This is a genomic window from Micromonospora sp. NPDC023633 (assembly GCF_040640035.1).
GTDB lineage: Bacteria > Actinomycetota > Actinomycetes > Mycobacteriales > Micromonosporaceae > Micromonospora.
Genome location: NZ_JBFABB010000046.1, coordinates 32,623 through 50,261 on the forward strand (window position 1 = coordinate 32,623; position 17,639 = coordinate 50,261).

Here is a 17,639-nt window from a genome sequence, read left to right on the forward strand (position 1 = left end):
TCGCGGGCCCCGCGGTACCACCCTTCTTGGCCGCGTACGGCCCCCTCATTAGGGTTCGCGGTCGGTTCTACTCGGCCTCGCGGCCTTTCCTCCGACGGCTCCGGGGTGATCTTCCCGTCGCGCACACCCCCGGGCTCACACCATCCCCAGGTCGCTACCGGCTGCGTGCGGCGGTACTCGTCCCCATCTGCGCCTTGCGCTCCCATGCTATCCCATCGGATCGCCCGGACGTCACGACCGAGCGCCCGCGTCGATTCGATGGTGAAGATGTCGTTCGACCGGTACTTCGACACCAGCGGGCTGTTCGGGACGGTGGCGGACGGGACCCGGATGCTGGAGCGGCTGATCGACATCGGGGTGGACGAGGTGGCGTGCCTCATCGACTTCGTCGACGACACCGACGCAGCCCTGGCGGGGCTGGGTCACCTGGCCGAGCTGCGGAGGACCTGGGCCGCCATGACGGCCGGCGAGTGATCGCCGCTCGCCCGGACTCTCCCCGCGGATCAGGGGCGGCCGATCACCTGGAACCACCCATCTGCCTCATCGCGGTCGGGAGATGCGGCTACAGCGTCAGCAGTTCATCCCTCGTGGACGAACGCCGTCACCCGAGCCGGTCGAGGTGCGCGGGGTCGGTGTCGGGTCAGCCGGCATGGCGCCGGTCTTCGACGGTGCCAGTCAGCGCGCCTTCTTCGTCGCCCGCTTGCGGGGTGGCGTCAACACGTCGGCGATCGCGGCGATCGCGGACGGCACCAGGCGGTAGTACGCCCAGACGCCCCGCTTCTCACGCTCGAGCAGGCCGGCCTCGGTGAGGATCCGAAGGTGGTGACTCACGGTGGGCTGGGAGAGACCGAGCGGCGCGGTGAGGTCAGTCACCGACGCCTCGCCCTCCGGCGACGACTGGATCAGGCTGAGCAGTCGCAGCCGGGCCGGGTCGGCGAATGCCTTCAGCACTCCCGCGAGCCGCTCGGCGTCGGCGCGCTTGATCGGCTCGCCAGCAAGGGGCGAGATGGCAGGCGTCGTAGTTTTCGCAGTTCCCACGTCTTGCATCGTTGCAGCAACGCCACCGATAAGCCGGTCAAACGAGGGCTGGATCACGATGGATTCGCCGGAAGGGAACGATACGAGTTGCGGCGCGGCAGCCGGTCCGGCGAGCAACCAACCTCCCACCTCGGGGAAGATCACGGCACATCCCGGGAAAGATGAAGGCCGCTACCAGCTTTTTGGCTGGTAGCGGCCTTGATCAGTTGTGCGCCCGAAGGGACTCGAACCCCTAACCTTCTGATCCGTAGTCAGATGCTCTATCCATTGAGCTACGGGCGCTCGGTGCTTGGCCAGTCTACACACCCGGCTTTCGCGCGGAGACTCCGGGATTCGAACCCGGGAGGGGCTTTAAGACCCCAACCGCATTAGCAGTGCGGCGCCATAGACCAGACTAGGCGAAGTCTCCCTGGTGGCCCTGCAGACCACCGCGCCCGAGGATACAGGGCCTCACCCATCGGGAGCAAAGCGACTTCCCCGGGTCCGCCCCCACCGTCTGGTCGGGAGCGACCGGCCGCCGCCTGGCGCACCCGCGCGCCGAGCCGTCCCGGAGAGGGCCCGTCCTCGCCCCGGCCTCGCCTTTCTCTGCTGTGCGCCGGCGTGATCAGGACTACGCTCCATCGATATGCAGGAGCAGCCGCCGCGCGAGCCGACCCGCCGAGAGCCTGCTGAGGGAGCGCGCCGGCGCTCCCCGAAGGCGACCTTCAGCCCGCCTCCCGCGCCGCCGGAGCCGGCCGAGCCGGAGGATTCCGGGAAGCGACCCCGGCGGGCGAGGCCGGCGCCTGCGGTGCTCTTCCAGCCGCCCTCGGCCGATTCGCCGCTGCCCCGCCAGGCCGACCGCGCGGCCGAACCGGGGCCGCGGAAGCGGCCCGGGCAGCCGGCGGAGACCGGCGGACGTGACGTGCCGCACACCGAGGGCGGCGCGCCCGCGGCGGCCGGGGACCAGCCGGCGTCCGCCTCCGCTGGGGACCCGCCCGCCCCGGACACGGAGACCTCCGGAGGGAGCGCCGCCGCCGCGCGGAAGGTTCCCGCGGTGCGGAAGGCGGCCAAGGGCCGGCCATCCCCGGACACCGGAAGCTCCGGCGGGGACGCCACCCCCGCCCGCAAGGGGCCCGGAAAGCGGGCGGTCGCGAAGAAGGCCACCCCGGCCGCCAGGACCGAGCCCGCCCGAAAGGCCACGCCCGCAGCGAGGACCGCGCCCGCAGGGAGGACCACTCCCGCCCGGAAGGAGGCGCCCGCGAAGAAGGCCACCCCGGCGACGCTCACCCCGGCCCCGGCCCCGGCCCCGGCTCAGGCCCCGGCTCAGGCCGCACCCCTCGACACCGGCACCGGCGTCGGCGTCGAGGCGGCGGGCGCCCCGCTGGCGCGTACGCCGGAAACGGTCCTTCGGCTGGCCGCCGCGCGGTTGCTGGAGCATCCCGCGTTCGCGCCGGAGCTGCTGGCCCTGGCCGCCGTCGAGGCGATCGGGCCGCGTGCCCGCGACTGGGCGCAGCGGCTCCGCGACGCGTACCCCGACGCGGGCGCCGACGGGTTGGCGCGGCTCGCGACCCGGCGGTTCGTCCGGCAGGCCGGGGCAGGCGGGGCGACCGCCGCGCTGGCAGGGCTCTTCGCGCCGCTGGCCGAGCTGGCGGCCGTGCTGTGGGCGCAGGCCAACCTGGTGCTGCACCTGGCGGCGGCGTACGGCCGGGACCCGGCCCATCCGGACCGGGCGGTGGAGCTGCTGGTGCTGACCCGCGTGCACCCGGACGCCGAGAGCGCGCGGGCCGCGTTGGCGGCGGCCCGGTCGGCGGAGGAGCCCGGTGCGGCGGGCTGGCCCCGGGCGGCGGAGGCCGCGTGGCGGCTGGCGGCGCCGCTGGTCGCCCAGGCGGGCGGCTGGTTGGCGCTGCGGCTGGCGTCCCGGCTGCTGCCGGGCGCGGCGGTCCTCGTGGCGGCGTCCGGCGACGCGGCGGCGGCCGAGCGGCTCGCCGCCCGCGCGGTCGCCGCCTACCGGCAGCCGCCGACCGACCGAGCGGGAGCGACCGGCGGGGCGGGACCGGCGGCCGACTAACCGGGAGTGACCGGCGGGGCGGGACCGGCGGCCGGCGGCCGAGGAGCCCTTCGGCGGACCTCTCGGCTCACAGCCAGTCGAACCACTCCTTCGGCAGCAGGGCGTAGCCGACGAAGGCGACGAGGTCGAGCAGCGTGTGCGCGACGACCAGCGGCATGATCCGGCGGGTGCGCAGGTAGAAGAGGCTGAACACGACGCCCATCACCACGTTGCCGAGGAAGGCGCCGAAGCCCTGGTAGAGATGGTAGGAGCCGCGCAGCAGGGCGCTCGTGGCGACGATCGCGCCGATCCGCCACTGGAGCTGGCGCAGCCGGGTGACCAGGTAGCCGACGACGATCACCTCCTCCAGCACCGAGTTCTGCACGGCGGCGAGGATCAGCACCGGCACCGTCCACCAGAGCTCGGGCAGCGCGGCCGGCACCAGCGTGGCGTTGACGCCGAGCTGGGCCGCCGCCCAGAACAGCGCCAGGCCGGGCAGGCCGATCAGCGCGGCCAGGCCGGCGCCGCGGGCCAGGTCCTGACCGGGCCGCCGGGCGTCCAGGCCGAGCGCCCGTGCCGGGTCGCCGGGGTCCCGCGCCAGCAGGTGTACGGCGAGCAGCACCGGCAGCAGCGCGAAGACGATGCCGAGCAGCTGGTACGTCAGGTCCAGCCACGGCCGGGGTGACGCCGAGGTGTTGAGCGCGGCGGTCTGCTTCGACAGCGGCCCGTCGGCGGTCAGCTTCGCCACGATCGACACCGTCGCGTAGACGGCGGACTGGCCGAGCGAGAGGCCGAGCACGAGCAGTGTCTCGGTGCCGAGCATCCGGCGGGTCGCCGGGCGTTCCAGCTCAACGGTCACCGCACCACTCTGCCCGACGGCGACGGTCGCCGGCACCGCCCGAACGAGCCTCACGAGCCGATCGCACATTCTGTGCGACCGGTCGGCACGCTCCGTGGACATTCTATGGGTGCCCGATCCGCCGTCAGGAGAAGGAGCGCGCCCCGTGGACGACTTCGCAAGGCTGCTGAAGGAGAGCTGGACCCTGGTCGAGGAGCACCGGGAGCGGCTGAGCGGTCACTTCTACGCCCGGCTCTTCCTCCTCGATCCCGAGCTGCGCAAGCTCTTCCCGGTGGAGATGACCGGGCAGGGCGACCGGCTCCTGGAGGCGATCGTCACCGCCGCCCAGACGGTGGGCGACCCGGAGAGCTTCGACGAGTACCTGCGCTCGCTGGGCCGGGACCACCGGAAGTACCACGTCGAGGCGGCGCACTACGAGACCATGGGCGTCGCCCTGCTGGACGCGCTGCGCAGCGTCGCCGGCGACGGCTGGAACCTGGAGTACGACCAGGCGTGGCGGGACGCGTACGCGGCGATCTCCGAGAAGATGCTGGCCGGCGCGGCGGCCGACGACAACCCGCCGTTCTGGCACGCGGAGGTGCTGACCCACGAGCGGTACGGCAGGGACACGGCGGTGCTGACCTGCCGGGCGTTGCAGCACCCGCTGCCGTGGCGGGCCGGCCAGTACGTGAGCGTGGAGGTGCCCCGCCACCTTCCCCGGGTGTGGCGCACCTACTCGGTGGCGAACGCCCCGAACGACGACAACCTGCTGGAGTTCCACGTCCGTACGCCCGAGGGCGCCGGCTGGGTGTCCGGGGCGCTGGTCCGCCGGGTGAAGCCCGGCGACCTGCTGCGGGTGGCGGCGCCGATGGGGTCGATGACGCTGGACCGTTCCTCGGAGCGGGACATCCTCTGCGTGGCGGGTGGCGTCGGGCTGGCCCCGATCAAGGCGCTGGTGGAGGAGCTGGCCAGCTACAACCGGACCCGCTGGGTGCACGTCTTCTACGGCGCCCGCACGGCGGCGGACCTGTACGGCCTGCCCGGGCTCCAGGAGCTGGTGGCCGCCCACCCGTGGCTGTCGGTCACTGCGGCGTGCAGCGAGGACCCCGACTTCGACGGCGAGCTGGGTGACGTCTCCGACGTGGTCAGCCGGTACGGCCCGTGGACGGCGCACGACTGCTACGTCTCCGGTTCCGCCCGCATGGTCCGGGCCACCCTCCGGGTCCTCGCCGAGGACGGCGTTCCGCCGGAGCACACCCGCTACGACACCTTCGGCAACCTCTAGAAGCGTTCCTCCCCCCGAACCGGGGCGCGTGCCCCTGCCCCCTGGGGCACGCGCCCCGGTCCCCCCGACGGGCGGACCGGCACCGCCCCGCACGACCACGTCCGCCCGGCCGTCCTTCCCACCCGCGCGGACGTGGTCGTGCCGTCGGGCACGGTGGGTGGAGGTCAGTAGCGCCAGGGACGGCCGGTCTCGCGGTACTCCTCGACCGGGACCAGCGGCACCCCCGGCGCCATCCGGTCGACGTAGAGCCGCCCTTCCAGGTGGTCGATCTCGTGGGCGACGAGCCGGGCCATGCCGAACTCGAACGAGGTGATGATCCGGCTGCCGTCGTACTGGGCGTGCTCCACGTCGAGCCGGAGCGGGCGGGGCACCAGGCCACGGTGGTCGAAGAAGGAGAGGCATCCCTCGTACTGCTCGTCGCTGTCGGGGGAGGCGTCGACGACGCGGGGGTTGAGCAGCACGACGGGGTCGGCCGACCGGTCGGGGGGCCGGACCACCGCCACCGCCCGGTTGAGGCCGAGCTGCGGGGCGGCGATGCCCACCCCCTTGCGGAACGGGTGCAGCTCGTCGAGGCGGACCAGGGTCGCGGCGAGGCGGTCGGCCACGTCCCGGGCCGCCCGTTCCTCGCGGGGCAGGTCGAACGGGCGCGCCGGCTGGCGGAGCAGGTCGGCGCCGCGCTGCACGATGCCGATGCCGCGCATCCGGGCGCTGGGCCGGACCCGCCCGGCCTCCTCCGGCTCGGCCTCCGGCCGGCTGCGGTAGCGCCACTGCAACCGGTACCGCGCGTTGAGCGGGGGGCCCTCGGTCGCCCAGTCGAAGAGCACCCGGTCGCCGTCCTCGTGCCTGGTCACGGGCGTGCGCAGCGGCCCCTCCTCCGCAGAGAGCGAGGTCTCCGCGCCCCATACCTGCGGGTCGAGGGCCGCCGGAAGGTCCAGGCGTACGGCCATCTGCCGGGTGGGCAGCCGGACCGCCCGCTGGAACCAGGGGCCCCACTTGTCGTGCCCGACGCAGTACGCGTACTCGATGGTGGCCCGGTCTCCCGGGTAGAGCGGGAAGCGCCGGTCGGCGTTCTCGAAGAGCAGCCACAGCTCCTTGAAGGCGTCCCGGTCGTGCTTGGCCCGCCAGTGCATCGCCTCCCGCTCGCCCCCCTCCTCCCGGTACGCCCGCAGCCGCAGTTCGGCGAAGGTGAGCGGGTGTTCCCGGTGGTGCAGGTTGGAGCGGCCCGGGTCGTTGGGGTAGCGGTCGACGGCGACGCGCACCAGGTAGCGGGTGACCGGCTCGGTGCCGGCGTTGTACAGCTCGCGCCGGATGACGCAGCGGTAGGCGTCGTCCAGGTGGGTGAGGGTGGCGAGTTCCCGCTCGACGATCAGGCCGGTGCCGGGCGGCATCCACTGCCCGGGCACGGGCGGGTCCCGGTGTGCCCGCTCGGAGCGGGCGTGGCGCAGCTCGTCGTACTCCTTGAAGCGCTGCCAGATGGCGCCGCCGGCCTCCAGCACGGCCTCGGCACGGCGCGCGAAGTCCTCGGTGGGGCGGTGCCGCCGCCCCTCGACGTGGCTGACGTACGACGGGTCGAACCCCATCAGGGTGGCGAGCTGTTTCTTGGACAGCCCCCGCCCCGTGCGGTGCCGGGCGATCTCGGCGGCGAAGGATTCGGCAGCCCGATCGAGCGGTGAGGTCATCAGCTTCCTCGTGGCCGGGAGTATCAGTTTCACGTTCTGTGGCGACGCACACACGGAACTGGCACCTTGCCGACACGAATCTTGACAGAAAGAGATGATTGTCGATACTGGTCGCCCGTTTCCCGCCCCGGGCTCCGGGTAGTACGCCGACGCGACAGAGTGACCGACCCCTCCGGATCCGACACAGGTGAGGCTTCCCTTATCCCGCAAGCTGTGGTTAGGCTAGCCTTACTCTAGGACGGGCGTGCGGCCCGCCGACGGCGATGACGGAGCGGGGTGGGTCCAGTGACAGCGGTGCTGCCGAAGCGGAACGTCGTCGCCGCGCCGCTGGCGCCGGTCACCGCCGCCCTGCGCGCGATGTTCGGCACCGACGACGTGCCCGGCCTCGCGCCCGGCCTGCTGGTGCGCGACGAGTTCGGCTGGCGCCCCGCGACCACCCTGGTCCACGGCACCCTCCTGCCGGAGTTCCTGCGCTCGGCCAGCTCGCGCTGGGGCGGCACCCCGCACGCCTGCGCCGCGTTGGCCTGGAAGTCGTACAGCTACTGGACGGCGCTGCCCGTGGCGCTCGGCTGGGCCTCGGCCCGACGGGTGCCGCTGCTCGACCCGGCCGACGTGCTGATCCACTTCGAGGACCACCGACCGCTGCTCACCATGGGCCTGCGCCGCTCGACCACCGTCGCGGTGCTGCCGAGCGACCCGCTGGCGCTCGCCGGGCTGCCCGAGGTGCGGGTCGTCGCGGACGAGGCGGAACTGCTCCAGGCGCTCCGGGCCTCGCTGCTCGACGCCCACCTGGCCCCGATGGTCGCCGCGATCCAGGCCGAGGTCCGGATCGGCGCGCGCACCCTGCTCGGTTCGGTGGCCTCGGGCATCGCCCACGGCATCCTCCGGGCCGCCGACGGCCTGCCCGGCTCGTCGGTCGAGACGATCGAGACGCTGCTCGGCGCGCTCGACCTCGCCGACCTGGTGGAGCTGGTCCCGGGCCCGAACGGCGAGCCGACCGTGCAGCGGCGCACCTGCTGCCTCGCGTTCACCCTCCCCAAGCCCAAGATCTGCCAGGGCTGCTGCGTCCGCCAGGCCTGACCGGCCCCGGCCTGCGGGCCGCGGCCGTCAGTCGGTGAACGGGCGGACGTCCCAGAGCCAGACCCCTCCGGTGTACGTGGGGCGGATGCCGGTCAGCTCGGTCATGCCCCGGCGCAGCGCGTCGGCCTGCCGGTGCGGCCCGAGGACGACCGCGCCCGCCCGCCAGTACCGCAGGTCCCCGACCGCGTCGACCCGCGCCTGCGGGGTGATCGGCGGCACCGCGCCGGTCCGCCGGATCTCGGCGAAGAACTCGCTGGTGGGGCGGGGCGGCGCGGAGAACAGGGCGACCCGGTCCCGGCCGGGGCGGGTGTCCGGCCCGAGGAAGTAGCCGCGGGCGATGGGCATGTCCAGGCCGGTCCGCGCCGACCAGCGCAGCGGATCGGCGTAGTGGGTGTCGGGCAGCGGCAGGGTCACGATGCTCCGCCCGCCGTCCGCGTACGCCCGCCAGGCGCCCGACGTGACGAAGGCGGGCACGGGGTCCAGCCGGGTGGTGGGCAGCGGGGTCGGCAGGATCGGCAGCAGGGCCATGGCCAGCACCGTGGCGGTGGCGAAGCGGATCTGCGGACGCGCCCGCGGGTGCCGCGCGGCCAGGGCGCGCACGTGGTCCGCCCCGTAGGCGAGCAGCACCCCGACGATCGGGGTGATCGCCAGGGCCCACCGGGTCGGCACCACCGAGTGCAGGACGGGCAGGCTCTCCAACGCCGCCCACGGGCCGGGTATCCCGGTCCCCCTGCCGTTGAGCTGCACCTCCCGCCCGAGGGAGAGCAGGCCGAAGAGGAGCGCGAGGACGGCGAGGCCGCGTACGACGACGTGCCGGCGCAGCCACCAGACCAGGGCGACGACGAGCACCACCAGCGGCCAGCCGAAGAAGGCGTTCTCCTCGGTGGGGTTCTTCGCCAGCCCCTGCGCGCTGCGGGCGTCGCCGGCCAGGGACTCGCGCGAGTACGCCACGAACGACGCGAGGTCCGTCGAGTAGCCCCGGATCAGCCAGGACAGGCCGTTGTAGGCGCCCGGGCCGAAGAACTGGACGTGAAGCGGGTACGCGAGCACCACCAGCGCCACGGCGGCGGCCACCGCCAGGCCCGCGAGGAACGGCCGGGCCCGGCGGCGCAGCTCGGGCCGGCCGAGGGCGAGCGCCCCGACCACCACGCCCAGCCCGATGGCGGTCATCAGCAGCACCTCGAGGTTGATGAAGGCCTGCCAGACGATGACCAGCGCGAGCAGCAACCCGTTGCGCTGCCAGCGTCCCGGCTCGGCGAGCCGCAGGGTGCGCCAGACGATCAGGGGCACCACGTACTGCGAGACGATGTTGGGGTGCGCGTTGGCGTGCGACACCATCGCCGGGGCGTACGCGCAGAACGCCGCGCCGAGCCAGGCGGGCCCGCGGGCCCCGACGACCACCCGGGACAGCAGGAGGTACCAGGCCGTCGCCGTGGCGATCATGCCCAGGGTGAGAAAGAGCAGAAACGAGGCGCGGGTACCGAGCAGGAGCGTGACGGGCGTCATTGGCAGAGATACGGATAATACGGACGTATTTGCCATGAGATTGACGGTCTCCGGCACGTTCATCCGGTCCGACGTGAATGGATCAACAAAATCGGTCACCACGCGCGCGCCGTGCGCCATCATCCACTCGAACTGCGACTGGTCCGTCCGGTTGTCGCGGATGCCGTGCGACGGGCGCAGCCAGAGCCGCGCGGTCACCCAGAAGCCCAGCGCGACGAAACTCGCCACCGCGGCGACGTCCGTCCACCACCCCTTCCAGGGCCGTACGCCCCGGTCGGGCCCGCCCACCGACGCCCCGGGCCCCGAGTCGCCGGCGGGGAGGCCCGATTCAGGAGTAGTCATGACGATTCGTAGAGTAGTCAGGCTATGACGCCGCCGTGACATGTTTCGGGGTACTGGCGTACCATGTGCCGGGTTCGCCGACCGCCGATCACGTGCCCACCCCCGACCGCATTTCGGCCACCACGGGTGCCCCGATTCTTCTGCCGCCAGTGCGGATGATTCACTCTGTCGGTCCAGGCGCGGGTCGAGTTCATATCGTGAGGAATCGACGCATGGCAGAAATCACTGGGGATCAGCGCGTGCAGTCCGAGGTCCTGGAGGGCCTCGCGACGGCGGTGAACCACCGTCGCTGGTTCGTCGAGCTGGCCCTGCCGTACCTCGGTGACAACCCGATCGAGATCGGCAGCGGGCTCGGCGACTATGCGCTGGAGTGGGCGGAGCACCTGCCCCGCTTCACCGCCACCGAGGCCGACCCGGACCGGCTCGTCTCGCTGAAGGAGCGGCTGGCCGACCAGCCGCGCATCGAGGTCCGGCAGATGCTGCTGCCGCACTCCGACCGGGGCGACTACAGCGCCGCCGTGTCGTACAACGTGCTGGAGCACATCGAGGACCACGTGGGCGCGCTGCGCAGCATGCGCGACCTGGTCCGGCCGGGCGGCAACGTCATCATCATCGTGCCGGCGTTCCAGTTCGCGATGAGCCCGGCGGACATCGCCACCGGCCACGTACGCCGCTACACGAAGAAGACCCTGGGCGCCGCGATGACCGACGCGGGCCTGACGGTGGAGAAGATCCACTACGCGAACGCGCTCGGCCTGATCGGCTACTTCATGGCGACCAAGGTCTTCCGGCTGATGCCGAAGGAGGGCCCGATGGTCAAGGTCTACGACACCCTCGTGCTTCCCGCCACCAAGGCGGCGGAACAGCGCGTCCTCCCCCCGTTCGGCCAGTCGGTCTTCGCGGTGGCCCGCGTCCCCTCCTGACCCTTCAGGCCCCGTCCCATCCGCGATCTTGCACTCTCGGCCCCCGTGCTGCGGCGGTCACCGCTTCCGCCGGGGCGACAAGTGCAAGATCGCGGAGAGGTCGGACGGGTTCCGAGTTACTCCTTGACCTGGTAGGTCGGGCGGATCACGGCGCGGGCCAGGGTGTGGAAGGCCAGGTTGAAGCCGACGTAGGCGGGGGTGGCGTCGGGGGTCACGTCGAGGCCCTCCACGTCCAGGGCGTGCACCGCGAAGACGTAGCGGTGCGGCCGGTCGCCGGCCGGTGGGGCGGCGCCGCCGTAGCCCTGGTCGCCGTAGTCGTTGCGGACCGTGAAGGCGCCGCCGAGATCGTCCCCGGCCGCGCCGCGCGGCAGCCGCGTCACGTCGGCCGGTACGTTGACCAGCACCCAGTGCCAGAAGCCGCTGCCCGTCGGCGCGTCCGGGTCGAAGCAGGTCACCACGAAACCCTTGGTCTCGGCCGGGAAGCCGGACCAGGCGAGCTGCGGCGAGACGTTGCCGCCCCCGACGCTGCCGTGGGCGTACGCGGCGTCCATCGGCTCGCCGTTCTGCACGTCCTCGCTGGTCAGGGTGAACGACGGAACGGTCGGCAGCAGCTCGTACGGGTCCGGGGCGATCGGTCGTTCCAAGGTCATCGGGGCGGTCCTTCCGGTGAGCGGTTGTTCCCTCGCCCCTTCTTACCCCGTCGACGCCCGCGATCGAACCGGCAGCGCCGCGCGTCCCGTCCCGACCGTCCACCCCGACGCCTACCTCAACGGCGTACGCACCTCGGATCGCAACCGGGCCAGGACTTCCTCGTCCCCGTCGCTCTCCGGCGCCTCGGCCCAGGCGATGACGTCCACCACTTCCCTGACGGTCAGGCCGAACTCCTGTCGCAGGGCCCTGCCGGCCCAGATGAGGGACCCGGATCCCGCGCCGGCCCTCATGGCGCGCGCAATGTCCGTGATGTCGCCGCCGCCGTCGACGACCCGGCGGAAGATCGGTCCCCACTCCTCCATCGCGGTCATCGACACCTCCGGAAGATCACGACTTCGCCGCCGACACCGTAGCCGCTTACCGCCCGTCGTCGCTCGGGCACGTAGTCTCGCCCGGTGATCGAGATGCCTCTGACCGCTCGGCAATGGCGTCGCCGGGCGGCGGTTGTCGCTGCCGTCGCCTTCGCGGTGGCCTGCATAGGCGCGCCGATCAGGCAGGCGGTGATCGGGGCGGTCGAGGCGGGGCGAGGCGAGAAGACGCCGGCTGCGGCGGTCGAGTCCTACCTTCTGGCTGTCTTCGAACCGGACGACAACCCCGACATCAACCGGTGCCTGTGCAGCGACAATCGAGACGAGTTGTTTCGGGAAGCTCGTGACCTACGCAAACAGGTCGAGCCACATGCCACCTTCGGCGTCAAGGTCGAGACGACGGACTGGCACACCGACGACTCGGACGGCACGGTCTCCGCGATGGTGGACCTCCGGTTCACGGTGATCGACCCGCAGACGGGAGGCGTCACCTTTACCGGCGCCACTCACAGGTGGCGCTTCCAGACGACGGAGGAGCGGGGCATCAGCGGCGGCTGGAAGGTCTGTCGCGTCGACGCCCCGCCGCTGTGCGGCACCTACCTCCGCTGCTGACAGCCCCCCTCGCCACGCCACACGAACCACGGTGACCGGAAAGGCGCGGCATTCGCGGTGGCCGGGAAGCGTTCCCGACTGTGGCGGAGGGTGTGGGATTCGAACCCACGAAGACATCGCTGCCTTACCGGTTTTCAAGACCAGCGCCATCGGCCACTAGGCGAACCCTCCCGGACCACGCCCCCGTGGGGTGCGCGACCGTGCCTAGTCTGCCACGGACCCGCGCCGGGCGAGCGGGCACCGCACCCGCGCTGGCATGATCGGCGGCGTGTGGGAGATCCCGTCGGTGGTGCTGATCAGCGGAATCATGGCCGCCGGAAAGTCCACTGTGGCCGAGGCGCTGGCCCGGCGGCTGCCCCGCGCGGTGCACCTGCGCGGCGACGTGTTCCGGCGGATGGTGGTCAGCGGCCGGGAGGAGATGACCGCCGAGCCGTCGGCGGAGGCGTGGCGGCAGCTGCGGCTGCGCTACGACCTCGCCGCGTCGGCGGCGGACCGGTACGCCGCCGCCGGCTTCACCGTGGTGTTGCAGGACGTGATCCTCGGCGCGGACCTGCCGGCGATGGTCGACCGGATCCGGCACCGGCCGCTGGCGGTCGTGGTGCTCGCGCCGAGCCCCGAGGTCGTCGCCGCCCGCGAGGACGCGCGGGAGAAGAAGGGGTACGGGGACTGGCCGGTCGCCGCGCTGGACGCGGACTTCCGGGCGGAGACGCCCCGGATCGGGCTCTGGCTGGACACCTCCGCACTGACCCCGGCGCAGACGGTGGACGAGATCCTGGCCCGGGCGTGGACCGACGGACGGGTGGGGTAGACACGGAACATGCGCGCGATGACGATCCCGGAGCCCGGCGGACCCGACGCACTGGTCTGGAGCGAGGTGCCCGATCCCGAGCCCGGGCCGGGCGAGGTGGTCGTCGACGTGCGGGCCAGCGCGGTCAACCGGGCCGACCTGCTGCAGCGGCAGGGGCACTATCCGCCGCCGCCGGGCGCGCCCGCGTACCCCGGGCTGGAGTGCTCCGGGGTGATCAGCGCGATCGGCCCCGACGTGACCGGCTGGGAGGTGGGCCGGGAGGTCTGCGCGCTGCTGGCCGGCGGCGGTTACGCGGAGCGGGTGGCGGTGCCGGCCGGGCAACTGCTGCCGGTGCCGGCCGGCGTCGACCTGGTCGACGCGGCGGCGCTGCCCGAGGTCGCCTGCACGGTCTGGTCCAACGTCGTGCAGGTGGGTCGGCTCGGCAAGGGCGAGACGCTGTTGCTGCACGGCGGCGGCAGCGGGATCGGCACCTTCGCGGTCCAGCTCGCGGTCGCGCTCGGCGCCACCGTGGCGGTCACCGCCCGGTCCGGCAAGCACGAACGACTGCGTGAGCTGGGCGCGACGCACACCATCGACTACCGGGAGCAGGACTTCGTCGAGGAGGTCCGGCGGGTCACCGGCGGCCGGGGCGCCGACGTCATCCTCGACATCATGGGTGCCGCCTACCTGCCCCGGAACGTGGCGGCGCTGGCCACGGGCGGCCGGCTGGTGGTGATCGGCATGCAGGGCGGCCGCAAGGGCGAGCTCGATCTCGGGGCGCTGCTGGCCAAGCGGGGCACGATCGCGGCCACCGCGCTACGGTCCCGGCCGCTGGACGAGAAGGCGGAGATCGTCCGCGGCGTCCGCGAACAGGTGTGGCCGCTGGTCGAGTCGGGGGCGGTCCGGCCGGTCGTGGACCGGCGGGTGCCGATGACCGAGGCGGCGCGGGCGCACCGCCTGGTCGAGTCGAGCGACCACGTCGGCAAGGTGCTGCTCACCACCGGCTGAGGCAGGTCCGCCCGTGGGCGGGCTCTCCCCGACGGGAGATGCCCTGGTCAGGGCGTCGGCGTCGGCTCCTCGGCCGCGCGGGGGAGCACGAGGCGGGCGCCGGGGCCCTCGCCGGAGAGCGAGTCGTCGGGGTTGTAGAGGGTGCAACGTTGCAGGGACAGGCAGCCGCAGCCGATGCAGCCGTCGAGGTCGTCGCGGAGCTTGGTCATCAGCCGGATCTTCTCGTTCAGCCGCTCCCGCCAGGTGGCCGAGAGCCGCGCCCAGTCCTCCGCGTTGGGCGTGCGGGACGCCGGCAGGGAGTCCAGCGCCTCCCGGATCTCCTCCAGCGAGATGCCGACCTGCTGGGAGATCCGGACGAACGCCACCCGGCGCAGCTCCGTGCGGGCGTAGCGGCGCTGGTTGCCGCCCGTCCGCTCCGCCCGGATCAGCCCGAGCCGCTCGTAGTAGCGCAACGCCGAGGGCGCCACGCCGCTGCGGCTGGAGAGCTGGCCGATGGTCAGAGACTCGTGCATCACGTCGCCTTGAGTTGAAGTGGACTTCAACTTGCAGGCTAGCGGCATGACCACGACCACCGCCAGCGCGGGCCCGGTCGCCGCGCCACCCCGCGACCCGAGCGCCCCGCCGCCCCGCGACCCGAGCGCCCCGCCGCCCCGTGACCCGACCGCCCCGCCGCTGCCGGGACCCGTCGCGCCGCCGTACGAGCGGATCCGCGCGGGTCGGGAGTTCGGCGCGAACGTCCGCTCCACCGTCGACGTGCTCTGGGTGCTCTACGACCGGGTCCTCCGGGTCACCCCGGAGACCGTCGACGACCCCGGGCGGGACCGTTTCCTGCTCTCCAAGGGGCACGCCGTCGCCGGCTACTACGCCGTGCTCGCCGCGAAGGGGTTCGTCCCCGCCGACTGGCTGGACGACCAGGGCGGGCCTGACAGCCGGCTCGGCGACCACCCCGACCGACTGCTGGTGCCCGGGGTCGAGATCGGCTCCGGCTCGCTGGGCCACGGGCTCGGGCTCGGCGTGGGCACCGCGCTCGGGCTGCGCGCACAGGGCCTGCTGACGCCCCGGGTCCACGTGCTGCTCGGCGACGCCGAGCTGGACGAGGGCTCCAACCACGAGGCGATCGCGTACGCGGGGGCGACCGGGCTGGGCAGCCTGACCGCGATCGTGATCGACAACGGCTCCGCCACGCACGGCTGGCCGGGGGGCGCCGCGGCGCGGTTCACCGTCAACGGCTGGACCGCCACCACCGTCGACGGGCACGACCACGAGGCCCTGCACACCGCCCTGACCGGGCACGACAACCACCGGCCGCACGTCGTCGTCGCGGTCGTCGACCAGGGGGAGTGACCGTGCGGGACCGCTTCATCGACACCACCACCGCGCTGCTGGCGGAGGATCCGCGTACGGCCCTGGTGCTGGCCGACATCTCCGCCGCCGCGTTCGCGCCGGCCGCGTACCGGCACCCGGACCGGGTGCTCAACGTCGGGATCCGGGAGCAGCTCATGGTGGGCGTGGCCGGTGGGCTCGCCCTGACCGGGCTCCGGCCGATCGTGCACAGCTACGCCCCGTTCCTCGTCGAGCGGGCGTACGAGCAGCTCAAGCTCGACCTGGACCACCAGGGCGCGAGCGCGGTGCTGGTCAGCATCGGCGCGTCGTACGACCGGGCGGCCGCCGGCCGGACCCACCTGTCCCCGGCCGACGTCTCCCTGATCGACTCCCTGCACGGCTGGACCGTGCACGTTCCCGGCCACCCCGACGAGGTGCCGGCGCTGCTGCGGGACGCGGTGGCCGGCGAACGCTCGGCGTACCTGCGGCTGTCCACCCTGCACAACGCCCGGCCGTACGGCGGCGACGGGGCGCTGCGGGTGGTCCGGGACGCGGGGCCGGGTGCGCCGCTGCTGGTCGCGGTGGGGCCGGTGCTGGACGCGGCGCTGGCGGCGGTCGCCGGCCTGGGGGTCACGGTGGCCTACACCCACCGGCCGCGGCCGTTCGACACGGCGGGGCTGCGGGCGCTGGCCGGCGACGCGGTGATCCTGGTGGAGCCCTACCTGGTTGGCACGTCGGCCCGGGTGGTGGCGGCGGCCCTGGCCGACCGGCCGCACCGGCTGCTGGCGCTCGGCGTGGGACGCGAGGAGCTGCGCCGCTACGGCTCGGCCGAGGACCACACCCGCTGGCACGGGCTGGACGCCGCCGGGCTGCGCCGCTCGGTCGCCGGGTTCCTGGACCCGGCGCTGGTGCCGGCCGGCCGCTGAGGCACGCCGGACGTCGACGCCCGCCGGCGGCGAGGGGCCGCGCCGGCGGGCGACGCGGGAGGGTCAGCGGGTCGGGGCGCCGGTCCGGCGGCGGGTGCGCTCGCGGCCGAGGATCCAGATCGCCTCGACGCCGTCCTTCCAGGTGATCTTCTTGCCCTCTTCGCGGCCCCGCGCGCGGTAGCTGATCGGCACCTCGTAGGGGCGGATGCGCTGGCGCAGCAGCTTGCCGGTCACCTCGGCCTCCATGCCGAAGCCGCGCGAGCGGATCTCGAGCGAGCGGTAGAGCGCGACCGGCATCAGCTTGAAGCAGGTCTCCAGGTCGCCGATGTAGGAGTTGAACAGGACGTTCGCGGCCATCGTGACGCCCTTGTTGCCCATCACGTACCAGAAGCTGTAGGCGCTGTGGCTGCCGAAGGTGCGGTTGCCGTAGACCACCGTGGCCCGCCCGTCGAGCACCGGGTCGAGCAGCTTGGGGATGTCCTGCGGGTCGTACTCCAGGTCGGCGTCGAGAATGACCATGTAGTCACCCTCGGCGTTGTCGACCGCCGTCTTGATGGCGGCACCCTTGCCGGCGTTGCGCTGGTGGGTGATGACCCGCAGGCGCGCGTCGTCGGCCCGGCCGAGGATCTCGCCGGTGCCGTCCCGGCTGCCGTCGTCGACCACGACCAGCTCGATCTCGCACGGATAGTCGACTGCCAATGCCTGCTTGAGGGCATCCGCGATGCGTTCTTCCTCGTTGTAGACCGGCATGAGGATCGAGAGCTTCACGGGAATCTCCACGGTGGCGACGGCATGTCGGTCCTAGCCTAACCTGGCTGCCAGCGACGCGTTGCTCAGCACTGCGGGCATTGGGCGCGGCGGCCTCAGGTTCATGGTGTTTACTGCCGCCATGTCGGCAGTCGGCTACCCGTTCGCCCTGGCGCCGGTCGCCGCGATCGGACTGCTCGCGGTCACGTTCCGCCCGGTCGCGGCCGGGACGACGGCGGCGCTCCGCCTCGCGCTGGTCCGGGCGGCTCTGGTCACCGGCGCGTACGCGGTGCTCACGGTGGAACTGCTGGGCGCGCTGCGGCTGCTCACCCCGCCGGCGTTCGCCGTGGCCTGGCTGCTGCTCCTCGCCTGCGCGGTCGCCGGCTTCGGCTGGCGACGCCGCCGGGACGCCGAGCGCCGCACGCCCGGGGTCGTCGTCGCGCGCCGCGTGGTCGAGGTCGTCGCCGCGCCGGAGCCGGCGCTGGTCGGCGCGATGGCCG

The 17,639-nt window shown here is 73.2% G+C and carries 18 protein-coding genes, 3 tRNA genes and 1 pseudogene; 11 read left to right on the forward strand and 11 right to left on the reverse strand.

Annotated elements, in window-relative coordinates; translation table 11 throughout:
• Positions 1-267 precede the first annotated feature (267 nt).
• Entirely contained in the window at positions 268-474 is a 207-nt protein-coding gene (locus AB0G13_RS16425; protein WP_357874785.1) for a hypothetical protein, read from the forward strand.
• A 201-nt stretch (positions 475-675) separates the two neighbouring features.
• Here AB0G13_RS16425 and AB0G13_RS16430 read toward each other — a convergent pair whose 3' ends face one another.
• The 3 genes from AB0G13_RS16430 to AB0G13_RS16440 form a co-directional block, all read right to left on the reverse strand.
• Positions 676-1,047 carry a metalloregulator ArsR/SmtB family transcription factor gene (locus AB0G13_RS16430; protein WP_357874829.1) on the reverse strand — a complete coding sequence of 124 codons (372 nt, stop codon included), beginning with the start codon at positions 1,045-1,047 and terminating at the stop codon, positions 676-678.
• A 200-nt stretch (positions 1,048-1,247) separates the two neighbouring features.
• Positions 1,248-1,320 (reverse strand) — tRNA-Arg (locus AB0G13_RS16435).
• A gap of 36 nt (positions 1,321-1,356) precedes the next feature.
• Positions 1,357-1,447 (reverse strand) — tRNA-Ser (locus tag AB0G13_RS16440).
• Positions 1,448-2,071: 624 nt separating this feature from the next.
• Between AB0G13_RS16440 and AB0G13_RS16445 the strand changes: the two genes are divergently transcribed.
• Positions 2,072-3,085 carry a hypothetical protein gene (locus tag AB0G13_RS16445; RefSeq protein WP_357874788.1) on the forward strand — a complete coding sequence of 338 codons (1,014 nt, stop codon included), beginning with the start codon at positions 2,072-2,074 and terminating at the stop codon, positions 3,083-3,085.
• Between the two features lie 67 nt (positions 3,086-3,152).
• Here AB0G13_RS16445 and AB0G13_RS16450 read toward each other — a convergent pair whose 3' ends face one another.
• Positions 3,153-3,923: a CPBP family intramembrane glutamic endopeptidase gene (locus AB0G13_RS16450; protein ID WP_357874791.1), complete on the reverse strand. Its 771-nt coding sequence runs from the start codon at positions 3,921-3,923 to the stop codon at positions 3,153-3,155.
• Positions 3,924-4,068: 145 nt separating this feature from the next.
• On the opposite strand from AB0G13_RS16450, the gene AB0G13_RS16455 reads away from it, so the two are divergent.
• The gene (locus tag AB0G13_RS16455) at positions 4,069-5,187 is read left to right on the forward strand and encodes a globin domain-containing protein (protein ID WP_357874795.1); all 1,119 of its coding nucleotides are present in this window, start codon (positions 4,069-4,071) and stop codon (positions 5,185-5,187) included.
• Positions 5,188-5,351: 164 nt separating this feature from the next.
• Here AB0G13_RS16455 and AB0G13_RS16460 read toward each other — a convergent pair whose 3' ends face one another.
• Complete coding sequence (locus AB0G13_RS16460; protein WP_357874832.1) at positions 5,352-6,869, reverse strand: peptide deformylase; 1,518 nt, start codon at positions 6,867-6,869, stop codon at positions 5,352-5,354.
• A gap of 354 nt (positions 6,870-7,223) precedes the next feature.
• On the opposite strand from AB0G13_RS16460, the gene AB0G13_RS16465 reads away from it, so the two are divergent.
• Positions 7,224-7,946: an IucA/IucC family C-terminal-domain containing protein gene (locus AB0G13_RS16465; RefSeq protein WP_357874835.1), complete on the forward strand. Its 723-nt coding sequence runs from the start codon at positions 7,224-7,226 to the stop codon at positions 7,944-7,946.
• 27 nt (positions 7,947-7,973) lie between these two features.
• On the opposite strand, the gene AB0G13_RS16470 is transcribed toward AB0G13_RS16465, so the two are convergent.
• Entirely contained in the window at positions 7,974-9,794 is a 1,821-nt protein-coding gene (locus AB0G13_RS16470) for a hypothetical protein (protein WP_357874798.1), read from the reverse strand.
• Positions 9,795-10,006: 212 nt separating this feature from the next.
• On the opposite strand from AB0G13_RS16470, the gene AB0G13_RS16475 reads away from it, so the two are divergent.
• Positions 10,007-10,717, forward strand: coding sequence for a class I SAM-dependent methyltransferase (locus AB0G13_RS16475; RefSeq protein WP_357874801.1), 711 nt, complete (start codon positions 10,007-10,009; stop codon positions 10,715-10,717).
• A gap of 116 nt (positions 10,718-10,833) precedes the next feature.
• Here AB0G13_RS16475 and AB0G13_RS16480 read toward each other — a convergent pair whose 3' ends face one another.
• Positions 10,834-11,367, reverse strand: coding sequence for a YbhB/YbcL family Raf kinase inhibitor-like protein (locus AB0G13_RS16480; protein WP_357874804.1), 534 nt, complete (start codon positions 11,365-11,367; stop codon positions 10,834-10,836).
• Positions 11,368-11,478: 111 nt separating this feature from the next.
• The gene (locus AB0G13_RS16485; protein ID WP_357874807.1) at positions 11,479-11,739 is read right to left on the reverse strand and encodes a hypothetical protein; all 261 of its coding nucleotides are present in this window, start codon (positions 11,737-11,739) and stop codon (positions 11,479-11,481) included.
• An 84-nt stretch (positions 11,740-11,823) separates the two neighbouring features.
• On the opposite strand from AB0G13_RS16485, the gene AB0G13_RS16490 reads away from it, so the two are divergent.
• Complete coding sequence (locus AB0G13_RS16490; RefSeq protein WP_357874810.1) at positions 11,824-12,348, forward strand: hypothetical protein; 525 nt, start codon at positions 11,824-11,826, stop codon at positions 12,346-12,348.
• An 81-nt stretch (positions 12,349-12,429) separates the two neighbouring features.
• Here AB0G13_RS16490 and AB0G13_RS16495 read toward each other — a convergent pair.
• Positions 12,430-12,519: transfer RNA gene (locus AB0G13_RS16495), tRNA-Ser, on the reverse strand.
• 85 nt (positions 12,520-12,604) lie between these two features.
• Here AB0G13_RS16495 and AB0G13_RS16500 point away from each other — a divergent pair.
• Both AB0G13_RS16500 and AB0G13_RS16505 read left to right on the forward strand, forming a co-directional pair.
• Complete coding sequence (locus AB0G13_RS16500; protein ID WP_357874813.1) at positions 12,605-13,156, forward strand: AAA family ATPase; 552 nt, start codon at positions 12,605-12,607, stop codon at positions 13,154-13,156.
• Between the two features lie 9 nt (positions 13,157-13,165).
• A complete protein-coding gene (locus AB0G13_RS16505) occupies positions 13,166-14,143 on the forward strand; it encodes an NAD(P)H-quinone oxidoreductase (protein ID WP_357874816.1) in 978 nt (325 codons plus the stop codon).
• Between the two features lie 47 nt (positions 14,144-14,190).
• On the opposite strand, the gene soxR is transcribed toward AB0G13_RS16505, so the two are convergent.
• A complete protein-coding gene (soxR, locus tag AB0G13_RS16510; protein WP_357874819.1) occupies positions 14,191-14,655 on the reverse strand; it encodes a redox-sensitive transcriptional activator SoxR in 465 nt (154 codons plus the stop codon).
• A gap of 46 nt (positions 14,656-14,701) precedes the next feature.
• Here soxR and AB0G13_RS16515 point away from each other — a divergent pair, with 46 nt between their 5' ends.
• Both AB0G13_RS16515 and AB0G13_RS16520 read left to right on the forward strand, forming a co-directional pair.
• The gene (locus AB0G13_RS16515) at positions 14,702-15,487 is read left to right on the forward strand and encodes a transketolase (RefSeq protein ID WP_357874822.1); all 786 of its coding nucleotides are present in this window, start codon (positions 14,702-14,704) and stop codon (positions 15,485-15,487) included.
• 2 nt (positions 15,488-15,489) lie between these two features.
• Positions 15,490-16,392 (forward strand): transketolase, encoded by a 903-nt coding sequence (locus tag AB0G13_RS16520; RefSeq protein WP_357874825.1) that lies wholly within the window; start codon positions 15,490-15,492, stop codon positions 16,390-16,392.
• Between the two features lie 63 nt (positions 16,393-16,455).
• Here AB0G13_RS16520 and AB0G13_RS16525 read toward each other — a convergent pair whose 3' ends face one another.
• Complete coding sequence (locus tag AB0G13_RS16525; protein WP_357874839.1) at positions 16,456-17,160, reverse strand: glycosyltransferase family 2 protein; 705 nt, start codon at positions 17,158-17,160, stop codon at positions 16,456-16,458.
• 121 nt (positions 17,161-17,281) lie between these two features.
• Here AB0G13_RS16525 and AB0G13_RS16530 point away from each other — a divergent pair.
• Positions 17,282-17,639, forward strand: a pseudogene (locus AB0G13_RS16530) (hypothetical protein); the annotation flags it as partial.

Bases quoted from the DNA above. Each gene is read 5' to 3' on its own strand.
- AB0G13_RS16485 (WP_357874807.1), bottom strand. From the start codon at position 11,739: ATGACCGCGATGGAGGAGTGGGGACCGATCTTCCGCCGGGTCGTCGAC.
- AB0G13_RS16500 (WP_357874813.1), top strand. From the start codon at position 12,605: ATGATCGGCGGCGTGTGGGAGATCCCGTCGGTGGTGCTGATCAGCGGA.
- AB0G13_RS16470 (WP_357874798.1), bottom strand. From the start codon at position 9,794: ATGACTACTCCTGAATCGGGCCTCCCCGCCGGCGACTCGGGGCCCGGG.
- AB0G13_RS16425 (WP_357874785.1), top strand. From the start codon at position 268: ATGTCGTTCGACCGGTACTTCGACACCAGCGGGCTGTTCGGGACGGTG.
- AB0G13_RS16515 (WP_357874822.1), top strand. From the start codon at position 14,702: ATGACCACGACCACCGCCAGCGCGGGCCCGGTCGCCGCGCCACCCCGC.
- AB0G13_RS16480 (WP_357874804.1), bottom strand. From the start codon at position 11,367: ATGACCTTGGAACGACCGATCGCCCCGGACCCGTACGAGCTGCTGCCG.
- AB0G13_RS16430 (WP_357874829.1), bottom strand. From the start codon at position 1,047: ATGCAAGACGTGGGAACTGCGAAAACTACGACGCCTGCCATCTCGCCC.
- soxR (WP_357874819.1), bottom strand. From the start codon at position 14,655: ATGCACGAGTCTCTGACCATCGGCCAGCTCTCCAGCCGCAGCGGCGTG.
- AB0G13_RS16465 (WP_357874835.1), top strand. From the start codon at position 7,224: ATGTTCGGCACCGACGACGTGCCCGGCCTCGCGCCCGGCCTGCTGGTG.
- AB0G13_RS16475 (WP_357874801.1), top strand. From the start codon at position 10,007: ATGGCAGAAATCACTGGGGATCAGCGCGTGCAGTCCGAGGTCCTGGAG.
- AB0G13_RS16505 (WP_357874816.1), top strand. From the start codon at position 13,166: ATGCGCGCGATGACGATCCCGGAGCCCGGCGGACCCGACGCACTGGTC.